Below are 23,273 nucleotides of genomic sequence, written 5' to 3'. Positions count from 1 at the left end.
CATGGACTTGCCCATTGGTCATGGACTCGTCAAACAGGGTGGGGGCGGTCGACCGCCAGGGGCATGGACTTATCCGGTCGGGCTCATGGACTCCTGCGCCGTGCCGCCCGCCCCGCACACCGTCGCCCAGCCCACCGTCCGGTCGCACCAGCGTTCGAGCAGCACCCGGTCGTGGCCGACGGCCAGCAGTCCGGCCCCGGACTCCCGCCGGTAGGTCTCCACCACCGCGACCAGCGCGGCCGTCGTCGACGCGTCGAGCATCGCGGTCATCTCGTCGCAGATCAGCCACCGCGGCCGCAGGACCAGCGCCCTGGCCAGGCAGGCGCGCTGCAACTGACCGTCGCTCACCTCGTGCGGGCGCCGGCCGAGCAGTTCGGCCGTGAGTCCGACGGCCGGCGCCAGTTCGGCCACCCGGTCCGGCACCTGGGCCCGGCGGCCGGTGGCCCGCAGCGGCTGGGCGATGAGTTCGCGCAGGGTGAGCCGGGGGTCGGCGGCGAGCCGGGGCTGCTGGAAGACGACACCCACGGCGGTGCGCTGCGCGCGCGGGGCGGCGTGCCGCCAGCCGCGTACGGGTTCGCCGTCGAGCACGACCGTGCCCGCGTACGGGCGGTGCAGCAGTGCGGCGACCCTCGCCAGGGTGGACTTGCCGCAGCCGCTCGGCCCCAGCAGCCCGACCGACTCCCCCGCCGCGAGGCTCAGCGACGCCTCTCGGACGACGGGGTCCCGGGGCTCGTATCCGGCGGTGACGCGCGTGAGTTCAAGCACGGACCGGCTCCTCCCCGTCCACCCGCACCGCGTGGTGACAGGCGAGACGGCCGTCGAACGGGGGCGGTTCGGCGCACCGGTCGTCGGCACGGCCGCACCGGGCGGCGAACGCGCACCCCTCGGGGAGCGCCCCGAGTTCCGGCGGCATGCCGGGGATCGGCACGAAGGCGCGCTCCGGCAGGGCGTCGAGAAGGCCGCGCGCGTACGGGTGGCGCGGTCCCGGCTTGCCGAAGAACCCGGCGGCGTCGGCGAGTTCGACGATGCGGCCCGCGTACATCACTGCGACCCGGTCGGCGATCCGCTCGGCCGCCGCGAGGTCGTGGGTGATGAGCAGCAGCGCACGGTCCCCTTCGGTGTGGCGGCGCAGTTCGTCGACGGTCCGCTCGACGAGGTCGCGGTCGAGTCCGGTGGTGGGTTCGTCGGCGAGGAGCAGGGGCGCGTCGCCGATCAGGGCGAGCGCGGTCGCGGCACGCTGGGCGAGGCCGCCGGAGAGTTCGTGCGGGTAGCGATCGAGGTGCCCGGCCGGGAACGAGGCGCGTGCGGCGGCCCGTTCGGCGGCCGGGCGCAGGGCGGGTCCGCGGGTGCCGGTCAGTTCGCGCAGGGTCTCCTCCAGCTGGGCGCGCACGGTACGGACCGGGGTGAGGTGTGCGGCGGGGCTCTGGGGTACGAGTCCTACGCGGCGGCCCCGTACCGTGCGGGCCAGGGTCCGTTCACCGGCGGTGAGGAGTTCGGTGCCGTCGCCGAGCAGCGCGGAGCCCGAGGTCCGCGCGTTGCCGGGGAGCAGTCCCAGCAGCGCGGAGGCCAGTACGGATTTGCCGCAGCCGCTCTCGCCGACCAGGGCCAGGCACTCCCCCGCCGCGAGGTCGAAGTGCGCGTCGTCGACGGCGGCGATGTGCCGCCCGCCGCGCATCCGGAAGCGCACGGAGAGTCCACGGACACGGAGCACCGGCGTCTTCGGGCCGGGGGTGGTCGTCACAGCATCAGCTCCGATCGGCGGCGCGGGTTGATCCGTTCCCGCCAGGCTCCGGCGAGGCCCGCCAGGGCGAGGGTCGGGACGATCAGGAAGAGGCCGGGGAAGAGCGTCGGCCACCAGTCCCCCGCGAGCAGCGAACCGCGGGCCGTCTGTACGAGATTGCCCAGGCTCGCCTGATGGGTGGGCAGTCCGAGCCCCAGGAAGGAGAGCGCCGACTCGTGCCACATGGCGTGCGGCACCATGAGCACCGCGGCGAGGCCGGCCTGCGGGAGCACGGCGGGCAGCAGGTGCCGGGCGACGACCCGGCAGCGCGAGGCGCCGCCGGAGACCGCCGCGTCGATGAACGGGCGGGAGCGCAGCGACAGCACCTCGGCCCGGACGATCCTGGCGGTCGAGAGCCAGTGGGTGAGGGCGACGGACACGATCACCGGGCCGACGCCGGGCCGGAACATCGCGACGATGAAGATGCCCAGCAGCAGATGCGGCACGGACGAGAAGGTGTCCACGAGCCGCATGACGACACGGTCGGTCCAGCCGCCGAAGGCCGCGGCCAGTGCGCCGACCGCGGTCCCGATGACGGTCGCGGTGAGCCCGGCGACGACGCCGACGAGCAGCGAGACACGGAGCCCGTACACGCAGCGCAGCAGCAGGTCGCGCCCGACGTCGTCGGTGCCGAACGGGTGCTCCCAGGACGGTGGCCGGAGCTTGGCGGCGAGGTCGACGGCCTGTTGGTCGAGCTGGACCAGCGGCGGCACGAGCAGGACCGCGAGCAGGACCGCGCCGGTGATCCCGGCGGAGGCGATCACGCGGATGCGGCGGGTGGTGCGACGCGCGGGTCCGAGGTCGGTCTCAGCCATCGAAGCCCACTCTCGGGTCGGCGATCGCGTACAGCAGATCGGAGAGAAGGTTGCCGAGCACCACGGCCGCGGTGGCGAGCACCGTGAGCGCGGCGAGCAGCGGGAAGTCGACGGAGGTCGCGGCCTGCACGGTGGCGGCGGCGATGCCGGGCCAGCTGAAGACCGTCTCGACGAGCAGGGCGCCGGTGATGAGTTCGGGGACCCGGGAGCCGACGAGGGTGAGCATCGGCAGCATTCCGGAGCGCAGTGCGTGGCCGAGCAGTACGGTGCGTTCGCGCAGTCCACGGGCGCGGGCGCCGCGCACCGGGTCCTGGTCGAGGGCGTCCGCGACGCCCTGGCGCACGTAGAGGAAGAACCACGGCAGCTGGGAGATCCCGAGCACGGCCGCGGGGAGCACCAGATGGGTGGCGACCTGCCCGGGGGTGACGGTGTCGCTGGCCGCGTCGGTGAGGCCGCCGGCCGGGAGCACGTCGAGTTCCAGGGCGAAGAGCCAGATGGCGAGCAGGCCGAGCCAGAAGGCCGGGGCGGCTTCGAGGGTGTACGCGGCGGCGCTTGCGCACCGGTCGAGCAGGCGTCCCGGCCGGCGTGCCGCCAGCACGCCGAGGCCCGTGCCGAGAACCACGGCGACGGCGAAGGCGGTCGCGGCGAGCAGTACGGACCAGCCCAGGCGTTCACCGATGACGTCGGCGACCGGCTGGCGCATGACCGCGGAGTCGCCGAGGTCGCCGCCGAGCGCGGAGGTCAGCCAGTTCCACCAGCGGCTGACGAGCGGCTGATCGACGCCGAGGTTGGCCCGCAGCTGGTCGAGGTTGTCCTGCGAGGCGGTGAGGCCGGCGGTGCCCGCGTACGCCTTGACGGGGTCGAAGGGGGAGGCGGCGGCGACGGCGAAGACGCCGAACGTCACGGCGGCCAGGACGGGGACGGCGAGCAGGGCCCGCCGTCCCGCCATCCTGCCCATCGGCCCCCAGGGGAGGCGGTGGTTCACTTCTTCGGCGTCCAGTCCTCGACGTTCCACCAGGGGCCGGAGGCCAGTCCGTGGTCGTGCGGTTCGACCTGGGTGGTGAGGGTGCCGAAGCGGTCCTTGACGACGTAGAGGTGGTCGATGTGAGTGAGGAAGGTGTAGCCGGGGTTCTTCACCAGTTCGCGCTGGACGGTGTCGTAGGCGGCCTTGCGGGCGGCGCGGTCACCGCTTCTGCGGCCCGCTTCCAGGGCCCGGTCGACGGCCTTGTTGTCGTACCACGCCATGTTGTTGAAGCCGTCGCCCGCGAGCGAGGACTTCAGCAGGGTGTACTGGTCGAAGTCGGGGTCGGCGGGTGATCCGCCGCCCGCGAGGACCGCGTCCTGCTTCATGCGGGGCTCGATGACCTCCCAGGTCCCGGCCTCGGTGGTGATGTCGATGCCGGCCTTCTTGGCGTCGGAGGCGTAGGCGAGCGCGTGGTCCTGGCGCAGCTTGTCGCCGGTGAGGTACCAGAGCGGGAAGGCGGCGCGCACGCCGTCCCTGGTGCGGATGCCGTCCTTGCCGGGCTTCCATCCGGCGTCGTCGAGGATCTTCTTCGCGGCGGCGAGGTCGTGGGGGCGCTCGGTGCCCTTGGTGAACCACTCGCTGTCGGTGGGGACGGGTCCGTAGGCGGGGCGGCCCTCGCCGTTGAGGAGGGAGTCGACCATGGCCTCGCGGTCGACGGCGACATCGAGGGCGCGCCGGACGGCGATGTCGCCCGTGACCCTGTTGTGGGTGGGCAGGGTCACGGTGCGGTAGTCGTAGGTGGTGGCGGCGTACGTCCGGGTGCCGCCGGTGCGGGCGAAGCCCTTGGCGAGGTTGGGCGGCAGGATCGCGCCGTCGAGTTCACCGGACCGCAGCCGGGTGGCGCGTACGTCGTCGTCCTTGATGATCGCCATGGTGAACTTCTTCACCTTCGGCGCGCCGCCCCAGTAGCCGGGGTTGGCCTTGAAGGCGATCTTCTCGCCCTTGGACCACTTGGTGAGCAGGTACGGTCCGGTGCCTATGGGGTGGGTGGTGAAGTCGCCGGTGTTGACGTCCTGCTTGCCCGCGATGTGTTCGGGTGCGATGGGCAGGACGGTGCGCTGGGCGAAGGGCGCGTAGGGGTACTTGAGTGTGAAGACGACGGTGTCGTCCCCGGCCGCCTCGACGCTCTTGACCGCGTCGAGTTCGGTGCGGGAAGCGTTGTTGGTCTTCTCGTCGAGGATGGTCCGGTAGGTGAAGACCACGTCCTTCGCACCGAACGGCTGGCCGTCGCTGAACTTCACGCCCTTGCGGAGCCGGTAGGTGTACGTCAGCCCGTCGTCGCTCACCTCGGGCAGGGCGGTGGCGAGCGCGGGCCGCAGCTCCATCTTGTCGTCGAGCGTGAGCAGCCCGTCGAAGATCTTGGAGTTGCCGTCCTTGCCGTAGCCGAGCAGCGGACTGAGGCTGTCGGGCTCGTAGGCGATGCCGACCACCGCCGAGTCCGCCGCGCCCGATCCGGAGCCGCCGTCCGGGCCTCCCGGCTGCGAACAGGCCGTCGCTGCCGACAACAGCACGGTCGCCAGTGTCGCGGCGGCCGCTCCCCGCATCGATCGGGCCGTCATACTCCGCACCCCTTATTCAAGATCAAATGTTATTGCGAACAGCTTGCAATTAAACAGCAGGTAAAGGGGTGCGCGGTACCCCGCCGGACGGGAAACAACGGAAGCGGAGGCGCGTCTTCACACGCCTCCGCTCCAAGTCCCGTAGTTCCGCGGGCCGTTGCCTCTCCTGTCGTTACGGTGCGGGCAGCTCCACGAGCTCGGCGACGGTCGCGCGGTGCTGTCCGGCGGTGCCGTACGCGACCGAGTCGGCCTTGGCCCGCTTCAGGTACAGGTGCGCCGGGTGCTCCCAGGTCATTCCGATGCCCCCGTGCAGCTGGACGCACTCCTCGGCGGCGCGCACGGCGACCCCGGAGCAGTATGCCTGCGCGACGGCCACCGCCAACGGCGTGTCGGGGCTGCCGCTCGCCAGGGCGTCCGCGGCGTTGCGAGCGGCGGCGCGGGCCGACACGACCTCCAGCCAGAGCTGCGCCATGCGGTGCTTGAGCGCCTGGAACGAGCCGACCGGCCGGTTGAACTGGTGCCGTTCCCGGGTGTACCGGACCGTCTCGGCCAGGCACCACTCGGCGAGTCCGAGCTGCTCCGAGGCGAGGAGCCCGGCGCCCGCCAGCAGGCCCCGGCGCACGGCGGAGACGGCGGACGCGCCGTCGGCCAGCCGGGTCCCGGCCGCCCCGCGAAGGGTGACGGTGGCCAGCGGACGGGTCAGGTCGAGCGGTACGAGCGGCTCGACGGCGACCCCCTCGGCGCCCGGCTCGACCGCGTACAGGCCGTCGGTCGTGGGCACCAGCAGCACATCGGCGGCGGCCGCGTCGGCGACGCCGGTCACCGTGCCCTCCAGCGTGTCGGCGACCACGGCGACCGGCTGCGCGCCGCCGGGGCGCCCGGCGGCGAACGGCGCGGCGAGCACCGCGACCCTGCGCCCGGCGGCCAGTTCACCGAGGAGGCCGGCGGCCGGCCCCTCCCGCACGGACAGCGCGAGCAGGGTCTCCGTGGCGACGACCGCACTGGTCAGATAGGGCGCGGGGGTGACGGCGCGGCCCAGCTCCTCCAGCACCACAGCGGCCTCGCGAGGGCCCGCGCCCTGCCCGCCGAGTTCCTCGGGCACCAGCAGCCCGGCGGCGCCGATGTCCGCCGCGAGGGCCTTCCAGAGCTGCGGATCGTACGGCGTGCCGGACTCGACCCGGGCGAGCACCGTCGGCGCGTCGCTCCGGTCGGCGAGCAGCGAGCGGACCGCTGCCCGCAGGTCCTCCTCGGTCTCCGAGTACAGCAGATCGGGTGTCGGGGTCTCTTCGGCCGGTGCGGTCATCGGGCCAGGTCCTTCCAGGGGACGTCCTTGTCGTTGCGCGGCTCGGCCGGCAGACCGAGCACGCGCTCGGCAATGATGTTGAGCAGCACCTCGCTGGTGCCGCCCTCGATGGAGTTGCCCTTGGAGCGGAGATAGCGGTAGCCGGCGTCCCGGCCGGTGAAGTCGACCAGCTCCGGCCTGCGCATGGTCCAGTCGCTGTACAACAGCCCCTCCCCGCCGAGCAGTTCGACCTCCAGGCCGCTGATCTCCTGGTTGAGCCGGGCGAAGGCGAGCTTCATTCCGGAGCCTTCGGGGCCGGGCTGTCCGGCGACGAGCTGCTGGCGCAGCCGGGTGCCGGTGAGCCTGGCCACCTCGGCCTCGACCCAGAGGGTCAGCAGCCGCTGGTGGAGGTCGTGGGTGCGTAGTTCGGGGCGTTCGCGCCAGGTGCGGGCGACCGGGCCGATCATGCCGCCCTCGCGTGGGACGCGTGCCCCGCCGATGGAGACCCGCTCGTTCATCAGCGTGGTCTGTGCGACCTTCCAGCCCTCGCCGACCGGGCCGAGGCGCCTGCTGTCGGGGATGCGTACGCCGGTCAGGAAGACCTCGTTGAACTCGGCCTCGCCGGTGATCTGGCGCAGCGGCCGCACCTCGACGCCGGGGTCGGTCATGTCGCAGATGAAGTAGCTGATGCCGCGGTGCTTGGGCAGGTCCGGGTCGGTGCGGGCGATGAGGATCGCCCAGCGGGCCAGGTGGGCGCTGGACGTCCAGACCTTCTGGCCGTCGACCACCCAGTCCTCGCCGTCGCGGACGGCGCGGGTGCCGAGGGCTGCGAGGTCGGAGCCGGCCCCCGGTTCGCTGAAGAGCTGGCACCAGACCTCCTCGCCGACCCAGAGCGGCCGCAGGAAGCGCTGCTGCTGCTCGTCGGTGCCGAAGCCGAGGAGGGTGGGGGCGGCCATGCCGAGGCCGATCCCGATCCGGCGCGGATCGTTGTCGGGGGCGCCCGCGGCGGCGAGTTCGGCGTCGACGACGGGTTGCAGGGAACGTGGCGCGTCGAGGCCGCCGAGGCCGGCCGGATAGTGCACCCAGGCCAGTCCGGCGTCGAAGCGGGCCTTGAGGAATTCGGTGCGGCCGGTGGTGGCCGGGGGGTGTGCGGCCAGCAGGTCCTGGGTGCGGCGGCGCAGTCCGGCGGCGTCGGGTGCGGTCATCGGGAGGCTCCTGACGGGAGGACGACGATCCGGCCGGTGCTGGTGCCGTCGGCGACCCGCTGGACGGCGGCCGCGGCCCCGGACAGGGCGACGCGTTCGCTGATCAGCGGCTTGATGACGCCCTGCGTGGCGAGCCGGGTGAGTTCGTCGTGGCAGGCGCGGACGGCGGCCGGGTCCTTGGTGTTGTACAGACCCCAGTGGAGTCCGGTGATCGAGTAGTTCTTGACGAGCGCGTGGTTCAGCGCCGGGGCGGGGACGACGCCGCTCGCGAAGCCGACGACGATCACCCGGCCCTCGAAGGCGATGCACTTCACGGACTTGGCGTAGGCGTCGCCGCCGACCGGGTCGTACACCACGTCGGCGCCGCGTCCCCCGGTGGCTTCCTTGACCGCGGCGACGATGTCCTCGCTGTGGCGGTCGATGACCAGGTCGCAGCCGAGCCCGGCGGCGGTCTTCGCCTTCTCGGGGCCGCCGACCACACCGATGACGGTGGCTCCGGCGGCCTTGCCGAGCTGAACGGCGGCGCTGCCGACGCCGCCGGCCGCCGCGTGGACCAGGAGGGTCTCACCCGCCCGGAGGTGCGCCCTGCGGTGCAGGCCGAACCACCCGGTCTGGTAGCCGATGTGCAGGGCGGCGGCCTCGGCGTCGTCCAGGACCTCCGGGGCGGGCAGCAGCGCCGCCTCGTCCGCGACGGCGTACTCGGCGAACCCACCGCCGGGCAGAGCAGGGGTGGCGAGCACCCGCCGGCCGTCCGCCGTCCTGCCACAGATCTCCACGCCGGGCGTGAACGGCAGCGGCGGCCGCACCTGGTACTGGCCGCGGCAGAGCAGCGCGTCAGGGAAGTTGATGTTCGCCGCGAGCACCTCGATGAGCACCTGCCCGTCGCCGGGCGTGGGCCGGTCCGTCTCCTCCAGTCGCATCACCTCGCTCGGCTCACCGTTCCGGTGCACTCGCCATGCCTGCATGAGGGGCCTCCACAACACTGTCGGCATTACCACTGCTCCGGCGCATACTAAGCGGTCGCTTGCCCCTCTGGGAACAACCTGCCGATGCCGGTTCCGTCCGGACCCGGACATGGGTGCGCCCGGTCCGGACCGAAGGAGCTTCGGTCCGGACCGGGCGCGGAACGTTCCAGGCGCGGGACTCAGTCCTGGCCGGCCACCACCACTTCGGCGATCCGCGGTGCCGCCGACCCGGTGTGCCAGACGAGCCGCACCGCCTCGGCCGTGCGGCCGCCCGTGTCGAGCCGGGTGTACGGACCGTCGAGCGTGCCGACGGTCTGCCAGGTTCCGCCGGTCCCCCGCAGCTGGATGTCGGCGCGGCCCTCGGACCCGGCCGGCTGGAGGACGGTGACGGAGGGCACGGCACGCGGGGCGAGGAGCCCCAGCTCCAGCGTCTCCCCGGCCTCCGGGGCGCGGGCCGCCCGGTAGACCGTGCCCGGGTCCCCGTCCGAGGCCGCGCACAGCGAGGATCCGGCCGCGGCCGGCGGTCCTCCGGTCACGGCGCCCTCGTCCGTCGGAATGCTGAACTCCCGTACGACGAGCCAGTTGTCCTGACCCGCGGTCGCCCGCGCCCGCACGTAGCGCGCCTTCGTCCCGGCGGGTGCGGTCGCGGTGACGTCCGGCTTCTGGGAGAAGGCGGTGAGCTGCTGCCAGCTCTGCCCGTCGGCCGAGTACTCCAGCACCCCTTGGTGGAGGTAGTCCTCGGTGCTGCCGGGCTTGCCCATCGCGAGGGCGACGGAGCCGATGTCGCGGACCCGGCCGAGGTCCACGGTGATCGTGTCACCCGCGGCGGGCGCCCCGTCGCTCCAGAAGTAGGTGGAGTCGTCGCCGTCGAGCATCCGGGCGGCGGAGTTGGTCTGGTAGGTGCCCAGGTTCGTCGAGGCCGTGGGCCTGCCGCTCACCCCGAGGATCCGGTCGTGCTCGGCGTTCGCCGCGTCGATGAACCGGTCCAGGACGCCGTCGCCGACGAGGACCGGCACCTTGCGCCCGTCGAGCCCGGTGTACGTGAACGCCTTCGCCTCGGCGACCTGCGCGGGCAGTTGCTGCCGCAGCTCCCAGGCCTGCGCGCCCTTTCCGACGCGGGCCGCCTCGACCATGCGAAGGGCGGTGCGCGCGGCGGTGGCCCAGGACCCGGTGGCGTCCAGCCACGGTCCGGCGTCGGCGACGAAGCCGCGGTCCGGGAGGCCGTCGCGCAGCCGGCCGGGGGCCGCGCCGAGCTCGCCGAGCACGGCGGCGAGCCGGGTGGCGTCACCGGACTTCCAGTAGCGGGCGAACTCCGCCGCCAGTTCGGGTGCCTGCTCCTTGTTGAGGGCCGAGCTGTAGTTCACGTCGGCGAACGCCCGCAGCGCCTGCTGCGTGCGCGGGTCGCCGCCCGCGTACTCCTTCAGCCCCTCGCCCCATGAGGCGCGGGGGTCGTACGCGGCGTCGTTCCACGCGTAGTCGGCGACGGTGTACAGCGCGATCTTCGAGGCGTACGGCTGGATCATCGGGTTCGCCGTGATCCCGGCCAGCTCGCCGGGCAACCCCTTCTCCCGGCCGCTGAACGGGCCGAGCAGCAGACGGTTCGTCGCGTAGTCGTTGACCGGGTAGTTGTCCCAGGTCAGGATCGGGTGGTTGAAGACCGTGCGGGCGGCCTGAGCCTGGGCGACGGTCATGGTCGGCGCGACGACGCCGACGCCCGTCCACTCGACCAGGACATTGGGGTCGAGCTGCTCGGACAGCGCCTTCTTGTACGGCGAGGCGGAGACGTTGTAGTACTCGGTCGGGACCATCTGGAGCGGCTGGGCACCCGGGTGGGTGGCGATGAACTCCTTGTTGACCCGGTTGAGCAGATACGCCTGCGCCGCACCCGCGGCGCCGCCGCCGGTCCCCCACTTCGCCTTGTCCTCGGCGCAGTTCCAGTCGGTGTAGCTGATGTCGTCGAGCGGCACGGCGAAGGTGCGTACGCCGATGTCCCAGATGGTCTGGAACTTGTCGACCAGCGCCTTGGCGTCGGCGTCCGAGCTGTAGCAGACGGAGAGGCCGGGCGAGAGCGCGTAGGTGAACTCCACATGGCGCTGCGCGGCCCGGTCGGCGAGCTCCTTGATCCGATCCAGCTGGTCGGCCGGGTAGGCGTCGCGCCACTTCGCGCGGAGGTACGCGTCGTCCTTCGGCGAGTACACGTAGATGTTCATCTTGTGCTCGCCGTAGTAGTCGAGCTGATCGAGCCGGGCCTCGTGCGACCACGGGGTGCCGTAGAAGCCCTCGATCACACCGCGCAGCGCGGTGCCCGGCCAGTCGCGTACCGCGAGCCCGGCGACCTGTGCCCCTGGACTCCCGGCGTCCGGCAGGATCTGACGCAGCGTCTGCGCGGCGTAGTACGTGCCCGTGATGTCCTTGCCCGCGAGGACGATGCGACCGGCACCGATGCCGAGCACATAGCCGTCGGCGGGCAGCGCGGCCGGGCCGTCGATCCGCTGCGCGGCGAGTGCGGCGGAGTCACCGACGTGGACGGTGAGACCGTTCCGGGCGGGTCTGTCGGCGCGTACGACACGCTGTGCGCCGGCCCGGCGCAGCGCGCTCTCCACGACCTGCAGGGCGGACTCGTCGGAGGTCTTGCCCGCCACCAGAGTGACGGTCGGACTGATGGTGACCCGGTCGGCCCGGGACTTCACGGACTGCGGGGTCGGCGTGATGGCCGGGGCCGGCCGGCTGTCCGCGGCCTTCGCCGGGGTGGCGGGGCGGGTGCTGCCGTCCGCCTGGGCTGGTGGCACGGCGGTCAGCAGACCGCCGACGAGCAGGGTCGCCGCAGTGCCGAGCGCGGCGAGACGGGGTGGGCGAGGCGTCACAGGTCCTCCATTGATCACTCAAGTCACCGGAGTCGCGCAGCAGAACAACACCGAATTCAACATCATGGCGCTTGCATGTCAATGGTCTGGACAACATCGACTCGCGGACCTGCGGTTTTGCCTTCCGAAGCGGTACCCGAGTATGCACGACATCGAACATCCACAGCCGGAACACCGAACAGCCGCGGACCGGAATCAGCGGGTGAAGAGTTCGAAGGCGACGGCCGGGCGGCCACCGAAGCGCTCACCATCGACCCGCGCCCGACCGGTCAGGAAGGTACGGCAGTACGCCTCGGGGTCCTCGTCCGTGAGCCCTTCGATGTACGTGCGGTGCGCCAGCAGCGACTGCACCGAGCGCTCAAGACCGACCGTCGCGTCGACGGCATGGGTGGGCGCGTCCGACCCGGCGACAGCGACCCACCGCACCCCGTTCCACGGCCGGAGCCCCGACTCCGCGAGTTCCGGAAAGATCCAACGATTGCCCGCGTCGGCGGCGGCGTCCAGGGTGGCGCGGCCGACCGCCCGGTGATCGGGGGTGTTCCAGACGGCGCCGCCCCAGGTGTCCCGGTGGTTGAGCGTGATGACCAGTTCGGGACGGTGCCTGCGGATGGCGGCGGCGATGTCCCGGCGCAAGGGGAGGCCGTACTCGATCACGCCGTCGCGATGGTCCAGGAACTCCACCTCGCGGACGCCGACGACGGCGGCACTCGCCCGCTGCTCGCGCTCGCGCAGCGGTGCACACTCCTGCGGCCGCAGCCGGTCGATGCCGGCCTCACCACGAGTGGCGAGGACGTAGGCGACTTCGCGGCCCTCGTCGGTCCAGCCCGCGATCGCCGCCGCACAGCCGTACTCCAGGTCATCGGGGTGCGCGACCACGGCCAGGGCGCGCAGCCAGTCCGTGGGCATGGGTTCGAGCCGCTCCGTCATGTCGGCAGCTTAGGACCCGTCCGGCACCGATCCACCGGACATGCGCCGGCCGTCATCGATCGCCGACACCCCGCACCCTTCGGATTACCCCGACGTAGCGCACGTCTCGCCCGAGGTCAGAAATACCCCCTGGGGTATTGGTGTTAGCCTGATTCAGAGATACCCCCCGGGGTAAAGCATCACGGAAGGAGCCGTGTCGTGTTCTTCGTCGACACCATCGAGACAGCGGGCCTCGGTAACCGCGGCTATCTGGCGGGCGGGCGGCGGACCGCCGTCGTCGTGGACCCGCCGCGCGACATCGACCGGTTGATCGCCGCCGCTGCCCGGCGCGACGTGCGGATCGCCCTGGTGGTGGAGACGCATCTGCACAACGACTACGTGACCGGCGGCCTGGAGCTGGCGCGGGTCACGGGGGCGCGCTACCTGGTGCCCGCCGCCGCGGAGGTCTCCTTCGCCCGGGTCCCGGTCGCGGACGGCGACATCGCCGAGGTCGACGACGGCCTCGCGCTGCGCGCGCTCGCCACCCCCGGGCACACCCCGCACCACACCTCGTACGTGCTGGTGGAGGAGGGCCGCGACGTGGCCGCCTTCACCGGTGGCTCGCTGCTGATCGGCAGTGTGGGCCGGCCCGATCTGGTGGAGCCCCGGCTCACCGCCGAACTGGCCCGCGCCCAGCACGCCTCCGTGCACCGCCTCGCCGACGAGCTCGCGGACGAGGTGCCCGTGCTGCCCACGCACGGCTTCGGCAGCTTCTGTTCGTCCTCGCAGGCCGAGGGGTCGGCCACGACGATCGGCGACGAGCGCCGCCGGAACGACGCGCTGGTCAAGGACGTGGACACCTTCGTCGCGGAGCTGCTCGCCGGCCTCGACGACATCCCCGCGTACTACGCGCACATGGGCCCGGCCAATGCCGCGGGGCCGGTTCCGCTCGACCTGACCCCGCCCGGCCCCGCCGACGCCGGGGAGATCTCCCGGCGGCTGGCCGCGGGCGAGTGGGTGGTGGACCTGCGCAGCCGGGTGGCCTTCGCCGAGGGGCATGTCGCCGGATCGTTCAACTTCGAGGGCGACGGTCCGCTCGCCACCTATCTGGCCTGGCTGATCCCGTGGGGCAAGCCGGTCACCCTGCTGGCGAGCACCGCCGCCGACGTCGCCCACGCGCAGCGGGAGCTGTCCCGTGTCGGGCTGGACCGTCCGGCCGCCGCGGCCACCGGCGGCCCCGAGGACTGGGCGGCCCCGGCGACGCGGCTCCGGTCCTTCGCCAGGTCCGACTTCGCGGGCCTGGCGGCCGCCCGGGAGCGCGGCGAGGACCCGGTGGTCCTCGACGTGCGCCGGAACACCGAGCACCTCGGTGGCGCGATAGCCGGGGCGGTGCACATTCCGCTCCACGAGCTGCCCCGGCGGCTCGTGGAGGTGCCGCCGGGACCCGTGTGGGCGCACTGCGCGGGCGGGGCGCGGGCGGCGATCGCCGCGTCGATGCTGGACGCGGCGGGACGCGAGGTGGTGGCCGTCGACGACGGCTTCGGCGCGGCGGCGGAGGCCGGCCTGGACGTCGCCGCCCCCGTGACCGCGCCCTCCGCGGCATGACCGCGCTGATCGTGGCGCTGGTCGCCGGAGCGGTGGTCGGTCTGGCGCTCGGCGGGCTGGGGGGCGGCGGAAGCGTGCTCGCCGTCCCCGCGCTGATCTATCCACTCGGCTTCGCCCCCTCCGACGCGACCACCGCCGCACTGCTCATCGTCATCGTGACGTCGCTCACCGGGCTGGTCGCCCACGCCCGGGAGGGCGGGGTCCGCTGGCGTACGGGAGGGCTTTTCGCGGCGGCCGGGATCGTGCCGGCCGCGCTCGCCGGAGCGCTGTCGGTGCGGGTCCCGGCCGGGGTGCTGACCGCCGGGTTCGCCGTGCTCGCGGCGGTCGCCGCGGTACGGATGCTCCGGCCGCGGTCCGGGCCGGCACCGCAGGCCGGGCCCGGTACCGGTGGCGCGCCCGCCGGGCGGGTCGCGCGGACGGGCGCCGGGCTCGGCGCGGTGACCGGGTTCCTCGGTGTGGGCGGCGGGTTCCTGGTGGTCCCCGCGCTGGTCACCGTGGTCGCCCTCCCGATGACCGCGGCGGTCGGGACCAGCCTGCTGGTCATCACGGTGAACTCCGTGGCCGCACTGGCCACCCGGCTCGCCACGCCGACCGCGCTGGACTGGGCGACGATCGCCCCGTTCACGGCGACGGCGGTGCTCGGCGCCTGGGACGGGCGGCGGCTGGCCGCGAAGGTGTCCACGGCCGCCCTGCAACGGATCTTCGGTGCGGCCCTGCTGGCGGTGGCCGCGTTCATGCTCGTCGACGCCGTGGCATGAACCACGGCGTCGCCCCCGGCCGGCTCAGGCCAGCGAGAGAAAGAGCTTCTCCAGCCGTGACCGCATCCGGTCCCGGTCCTCCGGTTCACTGCCGCCGTCGGCCATGCAGTGCTGGAGGCCCGTCGCGATGATCGCGAAACCGGCCCGGTCGAGCGCCCGGGACACGGCCGCCATCTGCGTGATCACGTCCTCGCAGTCCCGGCCCTCCTCGATCATCCTGATGACCCCGGCGAGCTGGCCCTGCGCGCGGCGAAGGCGGTTGAGAACCGACTTCAGTTCGTCGGCCGCCATGTCGAGTTCCACAACATCCTCCTCCTGATACCCCAAGGGGTATTCTAGCCCGACCGGGGCAGGGCCTGTCCGACCCTGATCCGCCTGACAGGCCCCGGGACGGACCGAGTCCCTCCCGCCCCCGGTGAACGAAAGGAAACACTGCTCGTGACCAGCCCCGTCTCCCTCTCCCCCGCCCAGGCCGCGGCCCGTCTCGCCGAGTTCACCGTGATCGATGTGCGGGCCCCCGGCGAGTACGCCTCCGGGCATGTGCCCGGTGCGCTGAACATCCCGCTGGACCGCCTCTCCGAGGCCGTGCCCGCGCTGAAGTCCGCCGCCGCGCGCGGCTCGCTGCTGCTGGTGTGCGCCTCCGGCGTCCGCTCCACCCGGGCCTGCGACGTCCTCGCCGCCGCCGACATCGACGCCATGACGCTCACCGGCGGCACCTCGGCCTGGGCCGGCGAGGGACGTGATCTCGACCACCCCGCCGGGGCCCGCGCGACCTGGCCGATGGAGCGTCAGGTCCGGCTCGCCGCCGGTTCGCTCGTGGTGGCCGGCCTGCTCGCCGGGGCGCGGTTCCCGGCGGCCCGCTGGATCTCCGCCGGCATCGGATCCGGCCTGGTGTTCTCCGCCGTGACCAACACCTGCGGCATGGCGGCGGCCCTGTCGAAGCTTCCGTACAACCGGGCCCCGCGCTCGGCCGGCAGCCTGGACGACACGCTGCACGCCCTGCAGAACTGACACCCGCGGTGCCGTGAGCGGGCGGAATCCGGACGGCTCCGCCCGCTCACGGACACGGTCAGACTTCGTCCCGGACCAGGGCCAGCAGCCGGTCCAGCACCCGCGGTCCGCCCGCGCGCAGCCCGTCGTGCTCGTACTCGTCGGTCACCCAGGTGCGCAGTCCCCGGATCGACGCCGCCGTGCGCAGCGCGTGTTCCGTGTCGACGTACATGTCGTCGTGGTAGATGGCCGCCGCGACCGGCACCTGATTGGCCGCCAGGCGCTCGGGGTCGTAGAGCGGCGCCCAGTCGGTGCGGGCGGCCAGCAGGTCGGCGGTCTCGCGCAGCGGGCGCAGCGCCGGGTCCACCTCGAAGTGCCAGGGGTGGATGCTCTCGCCGGTGAAAGGCACCGGGCCGTCGCCCTTGAGTACCGCGGCCGCGTCGAACTGCGGGAATTCTCCACGGATCCGCTCGGCGGACCAGCCGGTGGGCTGCTCGTCCTGACCGTAGATCGCCTCGTGCAGCAGCGCGTACAGCGGGTGCCCGGCGAACGAGTTGGCGGTCCGCATGGCCTCCTGGAAGGTGTCGGAGAGCTCGGTGCCGTGCGGGGTGCGGACGAGGGCGTTCTCCAGCAGGTAGTGCAGCTGGTGGCTGCCGCTGCCGCCGCCGAGCATGATGCCGAGGGACTGGAACCCTTCGGCGGTCAGGCGGTGTCCGGCGCTGTCGGTGGGGTGCTCCAGCAGATGGGCGGTGATCTCCCGGGCCCGCTCGACGTCCTGCGGATAGCGGGCGTAGTGCGCGGCAGTCTTGCGCTCGATGCGGGGGTAGGCGGCCCGGTACACGTCGTCGGCGTGCGCGTCGAGGGAGGGCAGTCCACCGGTGATCAGGACGGCCTTGAGCCCTTCGGGGGCGGCCGACAGATAGCGGACGGCGCAGAAGCCGCCGAAGGACTGGCCCAGGACCGTCCAGGGTTCGCCGCCGGTCAGCTGCGGGCGGATCAGCTCGCAGTCGCGCACGATGCTGTCGGACCGGAAGTGCGTGAGGTAGTCGGCCTGCTCGCGCGGGCCGCCGCGCAGCGGCAGGGTCTGCCGGTTGGCGGGGGTGGAGAGGCCCGTGCCGCGCTGGTCGAGCAGCAGCACCCGGAACTCCTGCACGGCCCGCCCCAGCCAGGCCTCCGCGCCGATGAAGCGCCGGGCACCGAAGCCGGGACCGCCCTCCAGGTACACCAGCCAGGGCAGCTCCTCGTCGGCCCGGCCGCTCGCCACGGCCTGCCTGCCGAAGACTTCGATCTGCTCGCCGCCCGGATCGTCGTGGTCGAGCGGGACCGTGAAATAGCGGTCGGTGAAGACGATGCCGGGGTGCCGGTAGCTGCTCACAAGGTGCTCCTGAATCAGATGTGCCACGGACAGTTCAGCACACGGCACCGACACGGACGGTCGCGGCCCGTGTGCGCGCTGCCCGGACGGCTCCTACCGTGCAGGCATGATCCGGTTCGAGCAGGTCGGCAAGGTGTATCCGGACGGCACGAGCGCGGTCGACGGGCTCTCCTTCGAGGTCGCCGAGGGCGAGCTGGTCACCCTCGTCGGGCCGTCCGGCTGCGGCAAGACGACCACGATGATGATGGTGAACCGCCTGATCGAACCGTCGTCGGGCCGGATTCTCGTCGGCGGCCAGGACATCTCCGGTGTCGACCCGGTGAAACTGCGCCGCCGGATCGGCTACGTCATCCAGCAGGTCGGGCTCTTCCCGCACCGCACGGTCCTCGACAACACCGCGACCGTGCCGGCTCTGGTCGGCTGGAAACGGGCGAGGGCCCGGGAGCGGGCGGCCGAGCTGCTGGATCTGGTGGGCCTCGATCCGAAGACGTACGGTTCCCGCTACCCCGCGCAGCTCTCCGGCGGTCAGCGCCAACGGGTGGGCGTGGCAAGGGCGCTGGCCGCGGATCCGCCGGTGCTGCTGATGGACGAGCCGTTCGGCGCGGTCGACCCGGTGGTGCGCGAACGGCTGCAGAACGAGTTCCTGAGCCTGCAGGCGACGGTCCGCAAGACGGTCCTGATGGTCACCCATGACATCGAGGAGGCGGTCCGGATGGGCGACCGGATCGCGGTGTACGGGGCGGGGCGCATCGAGCAGTTCGACACCCCGGCAGCCGTGCTCGGGGCACCCGCGACCCCGTACGTGGCAGGGTTCGTCGGCGCCGACCGGGGCCTGAAGCGGCTCTCGGTCACCGAGATCGAACCGGAGGACCTCCAGGAGCCGCCGGTCGCCCGGCTGGACGAGCCGGCCGGTGCGGCGGCGGCCCGGCTCGGCGCCACGGGTGCCCGCTGGGCGGTGGTGCTGAACGGCGAGGGCGATCTGCACGGCTGGGTGGCGGCGGACGCGCTGCGGATCGCGGGCGAGCACGGCACGGTCGGCGAACTGGCCCGCAGGATGGATGCGTGGGTGCCGGTCGGCGCCCCGCTGAAGCAGGCGTTCAGCGAGATGCTCCAGCACGACGCGGGGTGGGTCGCGGTACTGGACGGGTCGCGGTTCCTCGGTGTGCTGACACCGGCCAAGCTCCACGAGGCGCTGCGCCGCTCGGTCGACGCGGACGCGCGGGGCGTGGCCCGGGACGAGGTGCCCTTCGACTCGGTCGCGGACGCGTAGGACGTACGGGCGCGGCCGGTGCTACCGCCCGCGCCGGTAACTGCTGCCGTCCTTGGGCCTGACCAGCAGACCGGCGACGACCAGGTAGCGGCGCAGTGCCGAGCAGTCGTCGTGCACCGTGAGCAGGGCCTCGTTGACCTCTCGCTCCGTGTAGCTCCGGTCCCGCTCGAAGAGGGTCTCGGAGAGGTGGACGAGCAACTGCTCCCGGCGGGCCGTCTTCCGGGGGATCGCCGTCAGACGGCCGTGCGAGAAGAGCGCCTCGACCTGGTGCGAGCCGCTTGTTTCGTTGTCGGACATGGACGGGAGGATCGCAGGCACCCGCCCCGCGGGCAACGGGTTTTCTCCCCGCCGCGGCCTGCCACGACCTGCCACGGCCGGCCCGCGGGAACGGGGTGAACGCCTCGGATCAGAGGTAGGCGGCGGCCGTCACGCAGAAGCCGCCGAGAGCTACGGCCCGGACGTAGGACAGCGCGCGGACCATCACCTGCTGCGGGGTGACACCCGCGTACTGCGCGCTCCACACGGTCTGGGTGCTCGTGGGGTCGGCGACGCCGAACGGCTCGCCGGCGACGAGGACTTGAGCCCTGTCCCGGGTGACGGCGTCGACGGCGCCGGACACCTGGTCCGCGTCCTCGGGGTCGGCCACATGGGCGTAGGCGAGCGGGAGCCGTTCGCCCGGGGCGAGTTCGAGTCTGCCGAGCGCGGCGAGCCGACCGCTGAGCACGGCGCCGGGGCCCGTTCCGATGCCGATCAGCCCGACGGTGGCGACGCGTCGATGGGCCCACGTCGATACCGACGCGGATGCGGTGGGTGGTCATGGCTGGGCACCTCCTTGTGCGGTGGGTTGATGCGCGGGCGGGCCGGGTGGGACAGGTGGAGCTGTCCCACCCGGCGTTTCACGGTTGTGGCGCCTTCGGTCAGTAGCCGCGCACGTCGGGCCAGTGGCGCTGGACCCCGTCGCGGTCGAGGAGCCGGGCGAACGCCTCGTACCGCTCGTCCCCGGACTGGACCTGCTGCGGTTCGACGCCCTCGGTGAGGCAGTGTGCGGCCAGGGCACCGGCGACCTCGCCGATGTTCCACTCCACCGGGTGGAGCCGGTAGCAGCCGTTGGTGATGTGGGTGGTGCCGATGTTCTTGCCGGCGGGCAGCAGATTGCGCACGCGGCGCGGTACGAGGGCACCGAGCGGGATCTCGAACGGGACCGAGCCGATGTCGATGTAGTTGTCGCCTCCGGTGGAGGGGTGCAGGTCGATGCGGTAGCTGCCGACACCGACCGCGTCCCGGTGGCGTGTTCCGCCGTGCGGGCCGACGAGGTCGATCGACACGTCCTGCTCGGTGACGGTGGTGACGGCCTTGATCCGGCGGGACTCGCGTATGTACGGGGCCTTGGCGAGGCCGTCGTCGGTGCCGGTGATGTCAGGGCGGATCCGCAGTCCGGGAAAGCCGGTGCCGCCGTCCTGGCGGGGCGCCTCGGTCTGGAGCCAGTACAGCAGCGAGAGTGACAACTGCCGCGCCTCGGCCACCGCTTGGGCAGACACCTCCTCACCGGCGCCGATCAGGGGCTTGAGCCAGTAGTCGTTGAGCGGCCAGTTGACGAGCGTGATGTCGGAGTCGAAGGCGCCGGGGCGGTGCATGCCCCGGGCGAGGATGCGGCGGAAGCCCCACAGCTCCTTGTCGCCCGCGTCCGCGCTCTGGTCGGCGCTGACGGCGAGCGGGTCGACGTCCGGGTTGGGGACGAAGGTGCGCGGTACGGATTCCAGGGAGCGGGGGTCGGGCGCCTGGAAGCCGAGGAGCGGGCCGGGCCAGAAGCCGGGGCGGTAGGAGCGCCAGAAGTCGTAGTCGGCGGGGCGGTCGACGGTGTGGTCCTCGCCCTCGTGGTGGGAGAGCGCGAAGCAGACGGTGATGCCCTGCTGGTTGAGCGGCTGGGCCCGCTCGGGGGCGTGCGGTTCGCCGGATTCACCGCGTGCCTCGGCGCCGATGGCGTGCTCGACGCCGCCGAGATCGAGGAGTTCACCGGTCTCGGTGGCGTCGATGACGTAGCGGGCGGTGAGGACGATGCGGTCGCCGGTGCGCAGGTTCTCCAGGGTGACGGCCCGTATGACATCGTTGTCTGACTCCGCTGTCACGGCCCGGTGCTCGGTGAGCAGGGTGAGGCGGCCCGCCGCCCGGTGCGGTGCGAGCATCGCCTCCAGCACGGCGAGCGCGACGCGCGGCTCGTGGCAGAGCTTGCTGACGCGGCCGGCGCCCGGGTTGAGGCCGGGAAGGGCGAGAGCCTCGGAACGCATCGGGTACCACTGGCGGTAGTACGCCCGGATGCCCTCGCGCAGCGTGCGGTACGAGGCGGTGGTGCCGAACTGCTCCACCCACGGGTGCTCGTCCGGGGGAACGGCCTGGGAGGTGAGCTGGCCGCCGATCCAGTCGGTCTCCTCGGTGAGGACGACGGTGCGTCCGGCGCGGCAGGCGGCGAGCGCGGCGGCGACGCCGCCGAGTCCGGCGCCCACGACGAGGATGTCCGGTTCGGGTGTCACGGGTCTCCTTGAGCTGTGCGTACGGGTGGTGCGGTCGGCCAGTGGTCCTCGGTGACCGGCGGTGTCGTCGGTCAGTGGTCCTCGGCGACGGGTGGCGGGCCCGAGGTGGCACCGGGCCGGAAGGCGCAGGCGACCAGGGTTTCGGTGGCCTCCTCCCCCGCGACCAGCGCGGCGAGCATGCGCACGGCGGCCGCGCCGAGCCGGGTGCGGGGGATGTCGAAACCAGTGGGTTCGGGTCCGTCCGCGAGGTCGGCGGGCGGGCTGCCGAGCAGTGCCAGCGAGGCGTCGCGCGGGCAGTCGATCCCGGCGTCGGCGACCGCCCGGCGCAGGGCGCGCCAGGCGGCCGAGGTGTCGGTCTCCTCGGCGACGAACGCGGTGACGCCGCCGGCGAGCCAGCCGCGCAGCTGCTCCGGGGTGAGGTCTCGTTGCGGGTCCGCGGAACGGAAGACGGTCCCGGGGCCGGCCAGGCCGGCCGCCGCGAGCCCCTCGCGGAAGCCCTGTTCGCGGTCGGTGGAGGCGGGCGCCTCGTCGTCCTCGCGGATCAGCACCATCCGGCGATGCCCGAGGCCGGCGAGGTGGCCGACGACCTCGCGGGCGGCGCTCACGTAGTCGGCGCCGACCCAGTGCAGGCCCTCCGGCTCGTCCCGGCGGCCGAGGTGGACCACCGGGAAGCCGTCGGCGACCAGCCGGCCCAGCTCCTCGGCCGGTGCGTGGCGGCCGAGGAAGAGGCAGCCGTCGGCGAGGCGGACCCGGTTCAGCGCGTCGGGCCCGGCGGCCCCCGCTCCCCCGCTGCTCGACCCGGTGAACAGCACCAGGTCGTAGCCGCGCACCGCGGCCTCACGCTCCACACCCACCAGGAACGGGTAGTACGAGTGCTGCACATCGGTGGGGAACGTCGCGGTGAAGCTGAACACGCCCAGCAGGTCGTTGCGCGCCGCCGCGAGCCTGCGGGCCGCCGGGTCGGGGACGTAACCGAGGGTGCGGGCCGCTTCCAGGACCCTGCGCCGAGTCTCCTCCGAGATCGCGGGCCCCTGTCTCTTGTCCGCGAGCACCAACGAGACCGTGGCCTGCGAGACGCCGGCGAGCCGGGCGACCTCAGCCTGGCGCGGACGGGCCGTGCGGCCCGCCGGTGCGGGTGAACGGCCGGGCCTGGCCCGCTTCCTGGGTTCCTCCACCATGGCTCCTCACATCAATTAATGCGTATTACTCCTGCGCATCGACAAGTACTGTGAGGGTCGGCCCGATGCCGGTCAAGGGGGTGGGCACAACTTCTTCGCCGCGCGCCCCCGTACGGTGTGATCAACCATCCCCGCGAAGAAGGCGGTCCCCCATGTCCCTGTTCGATCTGCCGCTCGACCGGCTGCGCGACTACCGCAGCGGTTCCGCCGAGCCGGAGGACTTCGACGCGTTCTGGACGAAGACGCTGGACGAGGCCCGGTCCCACGACCTCGACGCCCGCTTCGAGCTGCGCACCGGCACCGGGCTGTCCACCGTGGACGTGTACGACGTGACGTTCGCGGGCTTCGGCGGTCATCCGGTCAAGGGCTGGTTCGTCCTCCCGGCGGGCACCACCGAGCCGCTGCCGGTGGTGGTCGAGTTCATCGGTTACGGCGGTGGCCGGGGCCTGGCGCACACCCATCTGCTCTGGGCCTCGGCCGGTTTCGCCCACTTCGTGATGGACACCCGGGGCCAGGGCAGCGGCTGGCTCGTCGGCGACACCCCGGACCCGGTGGGCAGTGCCCCCGCGTACCCCGGTTTCATGACCCGGGGCATCGAGGACCCCGAGTCGTACTACTACCGGCGGGTGTTCACCGACGCGGTGCGCGCGGTGGAGGCGGCGCGCTCGCACCCGCTGGCCGACGCGGCGCGCACCGCGGCCATCGGCGAGAGCCAGGGCGGCGGCATCACGCTCGCCGTGGGCGGGCTGATACCCGACCTGGTGGCGATCGCGCCGGACGTCCCGTTCCTGTGCGACTTCCCCCGCGCCCTCACCGTCACCGACCGGACCCCGTACCGCGAGGTGGGCAACTACCTCAAGACGCACCGCGGCCGGGCCGACCGGGCGCGGGCCACGCTGTCCTACTTCGACGGGGTGCACTTCGCGGCGCGCGGGCGGGCGCCTGCGCTGTTCTCGACCGCCCTGGAGGACATGACCTGCCCGCCCTCGACCGTCTTCGCCGCCTTCAACGCCTACGCCCACCCGGACAAGACCATCGAGGTGTACGACTTCAACGACCACGAGGGCGGCGGGCCGTTCCAGGAGGCCGTGCAGCTGGGCTGGCTGCCGGGGAGGCTTCGGGCCTGACCGCGCGGGGGCGGTCGGCCACGACGGTCGTCCGCGGCGGTG

The 23,273-nt window shown here is 72.9% G+C and carries 20 protein-coding genes and 1 pseudogene; 5 read left to right on the top strand and 16 right to left on the bottom strand.

What is annotated here, in order from left to right; translation table 11 throughout:
- Nucleotides 1-69: 69 nt before the first annotated feature.
- The 10 genes from ACFYY1_RS27435 to ACFYY1_RS27390 all read right to left on the bottom strand — a co-directional run bounded on the left by ACFYY1_RS27435 (nt 70) and on the right by ACFYY1_RS27390 (nt 12,421).
- Entirely contained in the window at nt 70-765 is a 696-nt protein-coding gene (locus ACFYY1_RS27435) for an ABC transporter ATP-binding protein (protein WP_388590359.1), read from the bottom strand.
- Nucleotides 758-1,675, bottom strand: a complete 918-nt coding sequence (locus ACFYY1_RS27430; RefSeq protein WP_388590457.1) for an ABC transporter ATP-binding protein — start codon at nt 1,673-1,675, stop codon at nt 758-760. Before ACFYY1_RS27430 ends, ACFYY1_RS27435 begins: the two co-directional genes overlap by 8 nt.
- 62 nt (nt 1,676-1,737) lie before the next feature.
- A complete protein-coding gene (locus ACFYY1_RS27425; protein WP_388590357.1) occupies nt 1,738-2,595 on the bottom strand; it encodes an ABC transporter permease in 858 nt (285 codons plus the stop codon).
- The gene (locus tag ACFYY1_RS27420; protein ID WP_388590455.1) at nt 2,588-3,553 is read right to left on the bottom strand and encodes an ABC transporter permease; all 966 of its coding nucleotides are present in this window, start codon (nt 3,551-3,553) and stop codon (nt 2,588-2,590) included. The genes ACFYY1_RS27425 and ACFYY1_RS27420 overlap by 8 nt, the downstream gene beginning before the upstream one ends.
- Before the next feature lie 23 nt (nt 3,554-3,576).
- Nucleotides 3,577-5,178, bottom strand: coding sequence for an ABC transporter substrate-binding protein (locus ACFYY1_RS27415; protein WP_388590355.1), 1,602 nt, complete (start codon nt 5,176-5,178; stop codon nt 3,577-3,579).
- A 172-nt stretch (nt 5,179-5,350) separates the two neighbouring features.
- Nucleotides 5,351-6,481: an acyl-CoA dehydrogenase family protein gene (locus ACFYY1_RS27410; protein WP_388590354.1), complete on the bottom strand. Its 1,131-nt coding sequence runs from the start codon at nt 6,479-6,481 to the stop codon at nt 5,351-5,353.
- The gene (locus ACFYY1_RS27405) at nt 6,478-7,665 is read right to left on the bottom strand and encodes an acyl-CoA dehydrogenase family protein (RefSeq protein WP_388590352.1); all 1,188 of its coding nucleotides are present in this window, start codon (nt 7,663-7,665) and stop codon (nt 6,478-6,480) included. The genes ACFYY1_RS27410 and ACFYY1_RS27405 overlap by 4 nt, the downstream gene beginning before the upstream one ends.
- Nucleotides 7,662-8,630 (bottom strand): NADPH:quinone oxidoreductase family protein, encoded by a 969-nt coding sequence (locus ACFYY1_RS27400; RefSeq protein ID WP_388590351.1) that lies wholly within the window; start codon nt 8,628-8,630, stop codon nt 7,662-7,664. The genes ACFYY1_RS27405 and ACFYY1_RS27400 overlap by 4 nt, the downstream gene beginning before the upstream one ends.
- A 179-nt stretch (nt 8,631-8,809) precedes the next feature.
- Nucleotides 8,810-11,494, bottom strand: a complete 2,685-nt coding sequence (locus tag ACFYY1_RS27395; protein ID WP_388590349.1) for a beta-N-acetylglucosaminidase domain-containing protein — start codon at nt 11,492-11,494, stop codon at nt 8,810-8,812.
- A 195-nt stretch (nt 11,495-11,689) separates the two neighbouring features.
- Complete coding sequence (locus tag ACFYY1_RS27390) at nt 11,690-12,421, bottom strand: PIG-L deacetylase family protein (RefSeq protein ID WP_388590347.1); 732 nt, start codon at nt 12,419-12,421, stop codon at nt 11,690-11,692.
- 198 nt (nt 12,422-12,619) lie between these two features.
- On the opposite strand from ACFYY1_RS27390, the gene ACFYY1_RS27385 reads away from it, so the two are divergent.
- Both ACFYY1_RS27385 and ACFYY1_RS27380 read left to right on the top strand, forming a co-directional pair.
- On the top strand, nt 12,620-14,005 hold the full coding sequence (locus tag ACFYY1_RS27385; protein ID WP_388590345.1) for a rhodanese-like domain-containing protein: 1,386 nt from the start codon (nt 12,620-12,622) through the stop codon (nt 14,003-14,005).
- A complete protein-coding gene (locus ACFYY1_RS27380; protein WP_388590343.1) occupies nt 14,002-14,763 on the top strand; it encodes a sulfite exporter TauE/SafE family protein in 762 nt (253 codons plus the stop codon). Before ACFYY1_RS27385 ends, ACFYY1_RS27380 begins: the two co-directional genes overlap by 4 nt.
- A 24-nt stretch (nt 14,764-14,787) precedes the next feature.
- On the opposite strand, the gene ACFYY1_RS27375 is transcribed toward ACFYY1_RS27380, so the two are convergent.
- Nucleotides 14,788-15,066, bottom strand: a complete 279-nt coding sequence (locus ACFYY1_RS27375; protein WP_266727223.1) for a metal-sensitive transcriptional regulator — start codon at nt 15,064-15,066, stop codon at nt 14,788-14,790.
- Between the two features lie 135 nt (nt 15,067-15,201).
- On the opposite strand from ACFYY1_RS27375, the gene ACFYY1_RS27370 reads away from it, so the two are divergent.
- Entirely contained in the window at nt 15,202-15,774 is a 573-nt protein-coding gene (locus tag ACFYY1_RS27370; RefSeq protein WP_388590341.1) for a rhodanese-like domain-containing protein, read from the top strand.
- Nucleotides 15,775-15,832: 58 nt separating this feature from the next.
- On the opposite strand, the gene ACFYY1_RS27365 is transcribed toward ACFYY1_RS27370, so the two are convergent.
- Nucleotides 15,833-17,128: an alpha/beta fold hydrolase gene (locus tag ACFYY1_RS27365; protein WP_388590340.1), complete on the bottom strand. Its 1,296-nt coding sequence runs from the start codon at nt 17,126-17,128 to the stop codon at nt 15,833-15,835.
- A 106-nt stretch (nt 17,129-17,234) separates the two neighbouring features.
- Between ACFYY1_RS27365 and ACFYY1_RS27360 the strand changes: the two genes are divergently transcribed.
- Nucleotides 17,235-18,398 carry an ABC transporter ATP-binding protein gene (locus ACFYY1_RS27360; protein ID WP_388590338.1) on the top strand — a complete coding sequence of 388 codons (1,164 nt, stop codon included), beginning with the start codon at nt 17,235-17,237 and terminating at the stop codon, nt 18,396-18,398.
- A gap of 21 nt (nt 18,399-18,419) precedes the next feature.
- On the opposite strand, the gene ACFYY1_RS27355 is transcribed toward ACFYY1_RS27360, so the two are convergent.
- The 4 genes and pseudogenes from ACFYY1_RS27355 to ACFYY1_RS27340 all read right to left on the bottom strand — a co-directional run bounded on the left by ACFYY1_RS27355 (nt 18,420) and on the right by ACFYY1_RS27340 (nt 22,104).
- Nucleotides 18,420-18,695, bottom strand: a complete 276-nt coding sequence (locus ACFYY1_RS27355) for a DUF2087 domain-containing protein (protein WP_388590337.1) — start codon at nt 18,693-18,695, stop codon at nt 18,420-18,422.
- A 109-nt stretch (nt 18,696-18,804) separates the two neighbouring features.
- A pseudogene (locus tag ACFYY1_RS27350) lies at nt 18,805-18,954 on the bottom strand (transporter); the annotation flags it as partial.
- Between the two features lie 361 nt (nt 18,955-19,315).
- Nucleotides 19,316-20,926: an FAD-dependent oxidoreductase gene (locus tag ACFYY1_RS27345; RefSeq protein ID WP_388590336.1), complete on the bottom strand. Its 1,611-nt coding sequence runs from the start codon at nt 20,924-20,926 to the stop codon at nt 19,316-19,318.
- Nucleotides 20,927-20,997: 71 nt separating this feature from the next.
- Nucleotides 20,998-22,104, bottom strand: coding sequence for a LacI family DNA-binding transcriptional regulator (locus ACFYY1_RS27340; RefSeq protein ID WP_388590334.1), 1,107 nt, complete (start codon nt 22,102-22,104; stop codon nt 20,998-21,000).
- 152 nt (nt 22,105-22,256) lie between these two features.
- Here ACFYY1_RS27340 and ACFYY1_RS27335 point away from each other — a divergent pair, with 152 nt between their 5' ends.
- Nucleotides 22,257-23,231 (top strand): acetylxylan esterase, encoded by a 975-nt coding sequence (locus ACFYY1_RS27335; RefSeq protein WP_388590333.1) that lies wholly within the window; start codon nt 22,257-22,259, stop codon nt 23,229-23,231.
- The last annotated feature ends 42 nt before the right edge of the window (nt 23,232-23,273 follow it).

It is taken from the genome of Streptomyces sp. NPDC001890 (assembly GCF_042891445.1).
Lineage (GTDB): Bacteria > Actinomycetota > Actinomycetes > Streptomycetales > Streptomycetaceae > Streptomyces.
This window is presented reverse-complemented; position numbering and strand designations above follow the sequence as displayed.

Bases quoted from the DNA above. Each gene is read 5' to 3' on its own strand.
- ACFYY1_RS27360 (WP_388590338.1), top strand. From the start codon at position 17,235: ATGATCCGGTTCGAGCAGGTCGGCAAGGTGTATCCGGACGGCACGAGC.
- ACFYY1_RS27380 (WP_388590343.1), top strand. From the start codon at position 14,002: ATGACCGCGCTGATCGTGGCGCTGGTCGCCGGAGCGGTGGTCGGTCTG.
- ACFYY1_RS27390 (WP_388590347.1), bottom strand. From the start codon at position 12,421: ATGACGGAGCGGCTCGAACCCATGCCCACGGACTGGCTGCGCGCCCTG.
- ACFYY1_RS27415 (WP_388590355.1), bottom strand. From the start codon at position 5,178: ATGACGGCCCGATCGATGCGGGGAGCGGCCGCCGCGACACTGGCGACC.
- ACFYY1_RS27410 (WP_388590354.1), bottom strand. From the start codon at position 6,481: ATGACCGCACCGGCCGAAGAGACCCCGACACCCGATCTGCTGTACTCG.
- ACFYY1_RS27335 (WP_388590333.1), top strand. From the start codon at position 22,257: ATGTCCCTGTTCGATCTGCCGCTCGACCGGCTGCGCGACTACCGCAGC.
- ACFYY1_RS27430 (WP_388590457.1), bottom strand. From the start codon at position 1,675: ATGCGCGGCGGGCGGCACATCGCCGCCGTCGACGACGCGCACTTCGAC.
- ACFYY1_RS27405 (WP_388590352.1), bottom strand. From the start codon at position 7,665: ATGACCGCACCCGACGCCGCCGGACTGCGCCGCCGCACCCAGGACCTG.
- ACFYY1_RS27425 (WP_388590357.1), bottom strand. From the start codon at position 2,595: ATGGCTGAGACCGACCTCGGACCCGCGCGTCGCACCACCCGCCGCATC.
- ACFYY1_RS27420 (WP_388590455.1), bottom strand. From the start codon at position 3,553: ATGGGCAGGATGGCGGGACGGCGGGCCCTGCTCGCCGTCCCCGTCCTG.
- ACFYY1_RS27355 (WP_388590337.1), bottom strand. From the start codon at position 18,695: ATGTCCGACAACGAAACAAGCGGCTCGCACCAGGTCGAGGCGCTCTTC.
- ACFYY1_RS27400 (WP_388590351.1), bottom strand. From the start codon at position 8,630: ATGCAGGCATGGCGAGTGCACCGGAACGGTGAGCCGAGCGAGGTGATG.
- ACFYY1_RS27340 (WP_388590334.1), bottom strand. From the start codon at position 22,104: ATGGTGGAGGAACCCAGGAAGCGGGCCAGGCCCGGCCGTTCACCCGCA.